The following is a 9,287-nucleotide window of genomic DNA, read 5'->3' as shown; positions in this document are numbered from 1 at the left end:
TCGATTTCCTTCTTCGCCAGATCGTTCATCTCGTTCGTCTCCAGGGTTTCGTTCATTCGGCCATCGACATATTCCATATTCCGGACTATCGATAACACTCTGTCGCTGCGCTCACTGCCGTGATTCATCAGCTTACGGGATACAATCTAGCGATGCCGCGGCATTGCGGCAACCGTACAGCATGAGTTTAAAATCCACTTTATGGACTATGAAAAAATCTAATTCCAACCGTCAGGCGCAAACGAGCTCGGCGGTTCGCGACTGCGCCGCGAAACAAGCCACGACCCGGTCGAGACAGGCGGCAAACCAGAAGGTGTAGCGACCCGGATTCGCCTTCACGTCGGCCGCAAGCTCGGCGACCTCGACCCACTTCCAGTCATCGGCCTCGTCGGGACAAGGCACCGGATCGCCGTCGTAGCGCCCGAACAGCACGTGGTCGTATTCGTGCTCGACGAGGTCGTTCGGAAAGGCGACGCGATAGACAAAGCCGAACTCCTTCGCCAGCTCGCATTCGAACCCCATCTCCTCGCGCAAGCGGCGGCGAGCCGCGGCGACGACGCCTTCGGACGGTCGCGGATGACTGCAGCAGGTGTTGCTCCACAGGCCGCCCGAGTGATATTTCGCCGCCGCCCGGCGCTGCAGCAATAAGCGACCGCGCGAATCGAACACGAAAACCGAGATCGCACGGTGCAGGCTGCCACTACGGTGCGCCGCGAGTTTTTCCGCGACGCCGACCGGATTGTCGTTCTCGTCGACCAGTACCACGTACTCTTCCATGTCGAACCTCCTCGCACATACCCCACCCGAAAGACCGGCGCACACCCGCTCGTCGCCCGGCGCCGCCAGTACGATCCACACTTCTGCGATCCACACTTCGGACCATTTTTCCAAACCCTATTTCCGTCGAATCGCCCGTTATGGCTCAATCTATAGCCAGCAAAAGCCATTGACAACGCACTCGCCGACAGTATTCTTCCGTATATTGGACACAATGGAGGCACCATGACGACGGACACGATGACCGAACGATCCGCGGGCGGCACCCAGAGCATCGAGCGGGCGACGCACATCATGCGGGTCATCGCGTCGCGCAACAGCACCGGGCTACGCCTCGTCGATATCTCGAAACAGACGAAGCTCGAGCGGCCGACCGCGCACCGCATCCTGAAGTGCCTGATGGCCGAAGGGCTGATCACGCAGAGCCCGGAGACGCGGCGGTATTTCCTCGGGCGGCTGATCTTCGAGCTGGGACTGGCCGCATCGTCGAATTTCAACCTCCGCGACATCTGCCACCCGGCATTGGTGCGCCTCGCGGAAAGGACCGGCGACACGATCTTTCTCGCGATCCGCAGCGGTGCCGACTCGGTGTGCATCGATCGCGTCGAGGGGTCGTTCCCGATCAAGACGCTGACGCTCGACGTCGGCACGCGTCGCCCGCTCGGCGTCGGCGCAGGGGGCCTCGCGCTCTTGATGACATTGCCCGAGCACACCCAGGAGGAGATCATCACGGCGAACGCGCTGCGCCTGAGCGCCTACAACAACCTCAACATGCCCGAGCTCAAGGGGCTGCTGCAGCGGTGCCGCGAGTTCGGCTTCGCGCTGAACGAGAACGTCACGCCGGGGGCGACGTCGGTGGGGCTTCCGATCCGTTCGCGCTCCGGCGAGCCGCTGCTCGCGATCAGCATCGGCGCGATCTCGATCCGCATGACCCGGGAGCGCCAGCGCGAGCTCGTTTCGCTGATCCGTTCCGAGATCGAACTGCTCGAAAACTCGCTCGACGACCGGGCGCATCCCTGAGCGGAAACGCCGCCGGACGGTCGATCGGCGCGGCGCCGCGGCCCCGTCCCCGTCCCCGTAGTCCGCTCCGCAGTCTCCCATTAACCCGGCAACTATGATCGAGAGGCCGTTCCTGCCGGTCGACATGCGCCGGGTGGTCGCGCGGGGCGCGGTGTCGCGCTCAACATGACAGGAGATCGATGGCGGAGAGCAATCGTTTGGCCAAACGGGAGCTTTCGTCGCGCGAGAACCGTACGGCGGTGCCGACGCCGAGGTAGCGCTCGGCGATTTCCGGTGATGCGAGCAGATCGGCGGCGGGGCCCGAAAGGGTGATGCGGCGGTTTTCTATGACATAGCTGTTGCTACGCATTGAAAATTGACCCTCTTTCGCGGGGTCCGGCCGACTCGGTCCGCCCGCGAACGGTCGCTACGGATTCTGCTTGTCCAGCCAGTCGGCAAGCCCCTGGGCGTTGAGTTCGATATCGGCCGCGAGAAGTTCCCGCATCGCGTCACCACTGAGCCGCCAGTTCTGCCGCTGCGCTTCGTCTTCCAGCAGCGTGGAGAGTGCGGCCTTGAGCCGCTCATGGCGTATCGTGCCGGCGCCGCTCGCGGAGCGCGCGGCGGCGACGAAAGCGTCGATCAAACGATGCAGGTCGGCCGCGAGCCGCGACACGTCGCGTACCTGTCCGAAGTGCGTGACATACACGGCCTCGGGCCGCAACGCCGCGATGCGCTCGACCGATTCGTGCATGGCCTCGGGCTCGAACTGATTCGGCGTGGTTACGGGTAGTACAAAGGCACGCCCGGCGTTGTCGAGTTCGCGATAGGACAGGCCGAAGGTATCACCGGTGAAGATATGCCCGGTCGCCTCGTCGACGTAACAGACGTGGTGCCGGGCATGACCGGGGGTGTCGAGCACGCGGATCGTGCGCGTGCCTAGCCTCAGCACGCTGTCTTCGTTCACCTCGACAATGCGATCGGGTGCGATCGGCAGGATGTCGCCATACTTTTCGCGCGTCTCTTCTGCGCCGTACACGGCGACTGTGCCAACCACCAGTCGCGACGGATCGGTCATGTGGCGCGCTCCCCGTGGATGTACCGACAGGCGCGCGTTGGGCAGCAGGCGCGCCAGTGCGCCCGCGGCGCCGGCATGGTCGAGATGTATGTGGGTGAGCAGGATCCAGTCGACCTGCTCCGGCTGGATGCCGCGTGCAGCGAGCGCTGCCAGGACGGTCGTCGTATTGGAATTGGTTGCGGTGTCCACTAGGGCCGCACGGCCGTCCTCGACGATGCAGTGGACCGCCGCCAGCCTCGGCCGGACAAACCCGCTGTCGATTGCCACAATGCCGTGGCCATAGTCGATGATTGATTCCATGGGTTGACGAGTCAGGTAAGAGGATTGGATCGCATCACGAATGCTTTTGTCACGACATCCATCTTATGGATAAAGTATTTCAGGATCATGGATTGTTAATTTCGCATTTTGTCGGCCATCTCAGACTTTAACAAGCAGTAAGCATTGGCCGCTGTATAAATTAGATCCGTATGATGGACGCTCACTCAAGCCATTGTCGGTCCCAATGGGGGAACTGAACTCGGCGTCGCCGAGGCGCTTGCGCCGGGGGATCTCCCGGTCCAGATCGAAGTGGAGAACCGCGAAGAACTCGAAACGGCGATCGCTGCGGGAGCGAAACTCACCCCGGCTTGAATGCCGGGGCTTGCGCTCGACGCGTGGTCAGTGCCAGACGATGAATCCGGTCCCGGCCGCGCCGAGCCCCGCGGCGAACAGCACCGGCGCAGTCAGCCCGTCGCGCGACCGGAACAGCGCCAGCGACAGCAGGATCGTCATGAAGGTCTCCATCGACGTGATCAGCGCGACGCGCGAGATCGTCGTATGGCTGATCGCCGCGAAGAAGGAGAGCTGTCCGAGCGAGCTCAGCACGCCCGCGGCGACGAGCCACGGGTCGAAGCGCGTGAAGGTGCTGCGGATCGACTCGCGGTAGCTGTCGACGAAGACGGCGGCGAGTGCGAACACCAGCGCACCGACGAGCGCGCCGACGAGCGTGCCGAGCGCCGGGTCGGGGACGAGCACGAGGCCCTGCTTGCGCGCGACGTAGCCGATCGCATACGCGAGCGCCGAGATCGGCCCGTAGACGTAGCCGACGTTGATCAGCAGGCCAAAGCAGTCGCGCACGGAGGCATCGGCCTCAGCGCCGTCGCCCGCGCCCGCGCCCGCGCCCGCGCCCGCGTTGCGCAGCGACTGCCGCACGAGCACGCCGAAGCTCGAGAAGATCAGCAGCATGCCGGTGATCATGGCCGCGTCCATCGGCTCGCCGAGCACGAGCACGCCGAGCATCACCGAGAACATCGGGTTCAGGCGCTTGACGGCCGAGCCGCGCACGGCGCCGAGATGCTGCACCGACGCGAACACGAACACCCGGCCGATGAACATCGTCAGCAGGCCGGCGCCGGCAAACCACGCGAGCGCCGCGCCGCCGACCGTCGGCAGCCGCGCGCCGGCATTCAGGTAGAGCCAAGCGACGAGCGCCATCGCGCTCGTGATCAGGATCGACAGGAACGCACCGTTGTCCTGTGAGCCGCGGCCGACCGCGCGGGCGATCGCGAGGTTCGACGATGCGAACAAGCTCATCGACAGCATCGCGAGCCATTCACCCATGGCGATCGGCTCCCCGCCCCGTCGTCATCGCGGCGCGGCCGCCGGCTGCGGCTCGACGACCTGCGTCGGCGTGCCGAAGACGAACAGGTTCGCGCACATGATCGTCGCGGCGAGGAAGTAGAATGCCGCGTCGAGCCCGTAGCGGTCCGCGAGCAGGCCGCCGATCATCGGACCGAGCGCGGATCCGGCCGCCTGCGTCGCGAACAGGATGCCGATCGTCGTGCCGCCGACCGTCTTCGGCGTCACTTCGAGCAGCCACGCCTGCATCACGGGACGGACCGCGTACAGGAAGAACCCGAGCACGGCGACGAAGGCGACGAAGATCGCGCTGCTGCCCGCGACGGCCGTCGACAGCAGCACCGCGGCCGTCGCCGCCATGCTGGCCGTGACGACCTGGCGCCGCCCCATCCGGTCCGACAGGTGGCCCGCGACCGGCGCCGCGGCGAAGCCCGCTGCCTGCAGCACGAACAGGCACACGCCGGTCTGCATCGGCGAATAGCCCATGCGATCGGCGAGGAACAGCGGCAGGAAGGTCAGCAGCGCGTTCTGCGTCATCGAGCGGAACGCCGAGCTCGCCGACAGCAGCACCAGGCTGCGGTTGCCGAGGAGTGCGCGCAGCCCGCGCCGGAACTCGCCGGGCGGCTGCCCACGGCCCGCCGCGCCGGCCGGCGTCGCGGTCGTCCGGCCGCCGCGCAGCGTTCCGAGCATCGCCACCATCGCGACCGCGAGCGCGAGCCCCGGCACGACGTTCATGACGACGATATCGCGCCAGGTGAACGTCGCGAGCAGGCTGCCGACGACCAGCGGCGCGAGCGCTTCGCCGGCGTTGCCACCCATGCCGTGCAGCGACAGCACGAGACCCTTGCGCTGCGGAAAGCGCTCGGCGAGCGTCGGGATCGCGCTCGGGTGCCACAGGTTGTTGCCGATGCCGACGAGCACGACGCAGGCGAGCAGCAGCCGGTAGTCCGCGACGAAGCCCATCAAGAGGTACGGCAAGCCGACCCACGCGAGCGACACCGCCATCAGCAGTCCGCGCCGGCCGACCGCGTCGACGAGCATGCCGCCGGGAACGTTCGCGGCCGCGCCGGCCGCGTACTGGCACGTCATGATCAGCCCGACCTCGCCGTACGTCAGCCCGAGCTCGCGGCCGATCAGCGGCAGCAGCAGATAGAAGGTCGCGGGGTACCAGTGCGTGAAGGCGTGGCCGATCGTGATCAGCCAGACCTCCCGCCAGGGCCGCTCCGGGGCCGTCGCTTCCGAATCCTTCACGCGTACGCTCCTCCTGTTTCGCGCCCGGCGCCGAAAACGGCTCTGCAGCCGGGAACGGTATCGATTGGCGACATCGTCAGTGCATGCCGCGCTTGACGACGATGTCCTGGTACAGCCGGGTCCATTTCTCCATCTCGTCGAGCGTCACCGCGGGGTCCACCATCGTCGTGCGCAGGCCCTTCAGCGGCGACGGCACCGCCTTGTTCGTCGGGATGTAGTCGATGCCGATGAGGTGCTTCTGCGCCTCGGTCAGCATGTAGTCGTAGAACAGCAGCGCCGCGGCGGGGTGCGGTGCAGCCCGTGTAATGCCGATGCCGTTGGCGCGCGCGACCGCCGGCTCGATCGCGAACCAGTCGATCGGCGCGTTCTTGACCTTCTCGCGCTCGGGCATGTAGCTATACACCGTCAGCGCGAGCGGCACGTCGCCCGACACCACCATGTTCGTCAGCAGCGAATGCCCCTGCCGCACCGTGATGCCATTGCGGCCGACCAGTTCGCGGAAGAACTTAAGACCTGCCTCCTCGCCCATCCCGCGCACAACCGTCGAGAACCATTCCTGGTTCTTGAACTCGATGCCGAGCCTGCCGTTCCACTTCGGGTCGAGCAGATCCCGATAGGTCTTCGGCAGCTCGTCCTTCTTCACGAGGTTCGTGTTGTAGGCCTGCACCCACACCGACAGCAGCGTCGCGACCCACTCGCGGTGCGCCGGCAGTGCGCCGTCGATGAGCTCGTCGAAATGCGGCGAATTCACCGGCTGCAGCACCTTCTCGCGGTGCAGCGCCTCCATCTCGGGCGCCGAGATGTGGACGACGTCGGCCTCGTGCCGCCGTGCCCCCGCCTCGGTCAGCGTGCGCTGCAGCACCTTGTCGGTGCCGGCCCGCCACGTCTTGACCCTGATGCCGTATTTCTTCTCAAACGGCGCGACCAGCGTCGCCAGATCCTGCTCGCTGATGCTCGTGTAGAGCGTCAGCGTGCCCTCCTTGCGGGCCGCCGCCTCGATCTTCGGCTGGCGGTCGGGGCCGTCGTAAGTCAGCAGCGACATGTCCTGCGCCGCGGCGTGCGGCGGGGCCAGCAGTATCGCGGCGCCGACTGTCGCCGCTCCGATCATGTTCAACCAGCGCATCGGTCTTCCTCCTTTCGCATCGGTCCGGCTTCGTTTTTCGGCTATTGCGCCTGCCGCGTGATGATCTCGGCGTAGAGCTTTTCCCATTTCCCGCCCTCGTCGAGGATCACGCGCGGATCGACGAACTTCAGCGGCATCTTGTTCAGCGAGGTCTCGACTTTCGTGCTCGTCGGCGCGTAGTCGCGCGTCAGGATCAGCGACTGCGCTTCGTTCAGCATGAAGTCGTAGAACAGCACCGCCGCGTGCGGATGCGGCGCGCCCTTCGCGACGCCGACGCCGTTCGGCCGCGCGACCGCCGGCGGAATGACGAACCATTCGACCGGCGCGCCCTTGTTCTTCAGCTGCTCGGCCTTGTAGTTGTATACGGTCAGCGCGAGCGGCACTTCGCCGGCCGCGACGAGATTCGTCAGCAGCGTGTGGCCCTTGCGCACCGACAGGTCGTTGGTCGCGACGACGTCGCGGAAGAGCTTCAGCCCCGGCTGTTCGCCGAGCTCGCCGACGATCATCGCGAACCAGTCGAGGTCGTCGGCCTCGATACCGAGCTTGCCTTTCCACTTCGGGCTCATCAGGTCCTGGTAGGTCTTCGGCAGGTCCTCCTTCTTCACGAGCTGCGTGTTGTAGGCCTGCGTGAAGATGTTCAACCGCGTCGCGATCCACTCGCGGTGCGGCGGGATCGCCTGCGGGATCAGGTCGGCGATGAACGGCGACTTCACTTCCTGCAGCAGCTTCTCGCGGTGCAACGCTTCGAGCTCGGGGCCGTTCGTCTCGACCACGTCCATGTCGAAGCGGCTGCCGCGCGCTTCGGTGACCGCGCGCTGCAGCACCTTCTCGGAGCCGGCGCGCCACATCTTCACCTTGATGCCGTACTTGTTCTCGAAGGCGGTCGTCAGCACGGTCATGTCGTCGAGCGGCATCGACGTATAGAGCGTCAGCTCGCCCTCCTTCTTCGCGGCCGCGATCAGCCGCTGCGTGCGGTCGGCGCCGGCGTAGGCGGCGACTTCGGCTGCGGTGGCCGCCGACGCGGACGTGGACTGCGCAAGCAGCGCCGACAGTGCGACGCTCACGACCGCGGCGAAGCACCGCGCCAGACACGACCGCTTCGGAGGAATGCTCATCATGATGACGACCTCATTTCAGTGTGATACGGGATCGATCGAGCCGTGACGCCGGCGCGCGCCGCCGTCACGGCTGCCCTGGTTCGGCGCAGCCGCGCGCCTGCTCAGAAGCTGTGGCTGATGCCGAGCGCCGCCTGCGTGATGTCGGCGCCGGCGTCGGGCTTGCCGATCGCGAGATTGCTGAAGCGGGCCGAGCGGTCGTTGTTGAGCCGTGAGAACAGCGCAAACAGCGATGTGCGCTTCGACAGGCTGTAGCTCGCGCCCAGGTTCAGCTGCTCGCCGTCGAGCCCGCTGGTCGAACAGGCGCCGCCGCCGACGAGCGAGCAGTCCTCCGGCGACGCATGCGCGTAGCTGGCCGCGATCGTCCAGTTACCGATCTTGTGGTCCGCGGAGATCGAATAAGCTCTCTGCTCGTACTCCTTGAAGCCGGTCGCCACTCCGCCCGATTCCTTGTATTTCAGCACGGCGTAATCGACCTCGACGCGGCTGTTGCCGAACTTGTACTGGACGGTCGCGCGCGTGCCGGTATCGCGCGAGTTCGCACCCGGTGCCGCAGTGAAGTTCGACGCCGACGAGCGCGCATTGCGCGAGCCGCCGAAAAAGTCGGTGTGGATTTCGTGCGCGAGCGCGAGATACAACGGGCCGTTCCTGTATTTGACGCCGTAGGACTGCAGGTCGGGATCGCGCTCGTCGGTCTTCGCTTCATCCGTCGCGTATTGCGCGAGGAACTGCAGGCCGCCGAACTCGGGCGATTCGTACCGCACGGTATTCGCCGCCCGCAGATGGAAGCTGCCCGCCTTGCCGCTGCCGAGCGCCGACTTCGACAGGATGCTGCTATTCGAGACGAAGTTGCCGCCGCTGATGCCGAGGAAGCTCAGCGTATCGCCGATCGATTTGTAGACGGTGTCGTAATTGCCGAGCTTTACGAAGCCGAAACCGCCCGACAGACCGACGAAAGTGTTGCGCGTGCCGAGCTCGCCCTCGCCGGTGTCGATCGCGACTTTCTGCTCGATCTGGAAATGCGCCTTGTAGCCGTTGCCGAGGTCTTCGGTGCCCCGAAAACCGAGACGCGAATTCGAGGCGTTGATTTCCGTATGGCTGCGGATCTCGTCGCCTTTCGCGGCGTTACTGAGCGTGCTCACGCGGCCGCCCGCGTCGGTCGCGCCGCTCGTGCGTACTTGGACGATCTGCGGATAGAGCTTGCCGTAGATCACGACGTTTGCCGACTCCGCCTGAGCCACGAACGGTGCCGCGATTCCGACGGTCGCAAGCGCTGCATAGATTGCTCTGTTGCCCACGGTGATTCCTCCCTTGATTTGAGACGCCA

The 9,287-nt window shown here is 65.6% G+C and carries 9 protein-coding genes; 1 reads left to right on the top strand and 8 read right to left on the bottom strand.

All coding sequences use genetic code 11. From position 1 onward, the window contains the following. Window positions 1-231: 231 nt before the first annotated feature. Window positions 232-891 carry an isopentenyl-diphosphate Delta-isomerase gene (gene idi, locus F464_RS0126825; protein WP_232429044.1) on the bottom strand — a complete coding sequence of 220 codons (660 nt, stop codon included), beginning with the start codon at window positions 889-891 and terminating at the stop codon, window positions 232-234. Window positions 892-1,002: 111 nt separating this feature from the next. On the opposite strand from idi, the gene F464_RS0126820 reads away from it, so the two are divergent. Further along, complete coding sequence (locus F464_RS0126820) at window positions 1,003-1,797, top strand: IclR family transcriptional regulator (RefSeq protein WP_018992959.1); 795 nt, start codon at window positions 1,003-1,005, stop codon at window positions 1,795-1,797. A 160-nt stretch (window positions 1,798-1,957) separates the two neighbouring features. On the opposite strand, the gene F464_RS0126815 is transcribed toward F464_RS0126820, so the two are convergent. From F464_RS0126815 to F464_RS0126785, 7 genes are all read right to left on the bottom strand, one after another. After that, on the bottom strand, window positions 1,958-2,146 hold the full coding sequence (locus tag F464_RS0126815; protein WP_018992958.1) for a hypothetical protein: 189 nt from the start codon (window positions 2,144-2,146) through the stop codon (window positions 1,958-1,960). Window positions 2,147-2,203: 57 nt separating this feature from the next. Beyond that, window positions 2,204-3,151: an MBL fold metallo-hydrolase gene (locus F464_RS0126810; RefSeq protein ID WP_018992957.1), complete on the bottom strand. Its 948-nt coding sequence runs from the start codon at window positions 3,149-3,151 to the stop codon at window positions 2,204-2,206. 360 nt (window positions 3,152-3,511) lie between these two features. After that, window positions 3,512-4,453, bottom strand: a complete 942-nt coding sequence (locus F464_RS0126805) for an EamA family transporter (RefSeq protein ID WP_018992956.1) — start codon at window positions 4,451-4,453, stop codon at window positions 3,512-3,514. A 24-nt stretch (window positions 4,454-4,477) separates the two neighbouring features. Continuing rightward, window positions 4,478-5,722 (bottom strand): MFS transporter, encoded by a 1,245-nt coding sequence (locus tag F464_RS0126800; RefSeq protein ID WP_018992955.1) that lies wholly within the window; start codon window positions 5,720-5,722, stop codon window positions 4,478-4,480. 76 nt (window positions 5,723-5,798) lie between these two features. Next, window positions 5,799-6,845, bottom strand: a complete 1,047-nt coding sequence (locus tag F464_RS0126795; RefSeq protein ID WP_018992954.1) for an ABC transporter substrate-binding protein — start codon at window positions 6,843-6,845, stop codon at window positions 5,799-5,801. Window positions 6,846-6,886: 41 nt separating this feature from the next. Beyond that, entirely contained in the window at window positions 6,887-7,963 is a 1,077-nt protein-coding gene (locus tag F464_RS0126790; RefSeq protein ID WP_018992953.1) for an ABC transporter substrate-binding protein, read from the bottom strand. Window positions 7,964-8,064: 101 nt separating this feature from the next. Continuing rightward, the gene (locus F464_RS0126785) at window positions 8,065-9,258 is read right to left on the bottom strand and encodes a porin (protein WP_018992952.1); all 1,194 of its coding nucleotides are present in this window, start codon (window positions 9,256-9,258) and stop codon (window positions 8,065-8,067) included. Window positions 9,259-9,287 lie beyond the last annotated feature (29 nt).

Source organism: Aromatoleum toluclasticum ATCC 700605 (genome assembly GCF_000378245.1).
GTDB classification, from domain to species: Bacteria; Pseudomonadota; Gammaproteobacteria; order Burkholderiales; family Rhodocyclaceae; genus Aromatoleum; species Aromatoleum toluclasticum.
Note: the sequence above shows the minus strand (reverse complement) of the source record. Positions and strands in the feature narration are given on the sequence as shown.

Excerpts from the sequence above, each read along its gene's own strand:
- F464_RS0126820 (WP_018992959.1), top strand. The coding sequence starts at position 1,003 with ATGACGACGGACACGATGACCGAACGATCCGCGGGCGGCACCCAGAGC.
- F464_RS0126815 (WP_018992958.1), bottom strand. The coding sequence starts at position 2,146 with ATGCGTAGCAACAGCTATGTCATAGAAAACCGCCGCATCACCCTTTCG.
- F464_RS0126810 (WP_018992957.1), bottom strand. The coding sequence starts at position 3,151 with ATGGAATCAATCATCGACTATGGCCACGGCATTGTGGCAATCGACAGC.
- F464_RS0126805 (WP_018992956.1), bottom strand. The coding sequence starts at position 4,453 with ATGGGTGAATGGCTCGCGATGCTGTCGATGAGCTTGTTCGCATCGTCG.
- F464_RS0126795 (WP_018992954.1), bottom strand. The coding sequence starts at position 6,845 with ATGCGCTGGTTGAACATGATCGGAGCGGCGACAGTCGGCGCCGCGATA.
- F464_RS0126790 (WP_018992953.1), bottom strand. The coding sequence starts at position 7,963 with ATGATGAGCATTCCTCCGAAGCGGTCGTGTCTGGCGCGGTGCTTCGCC.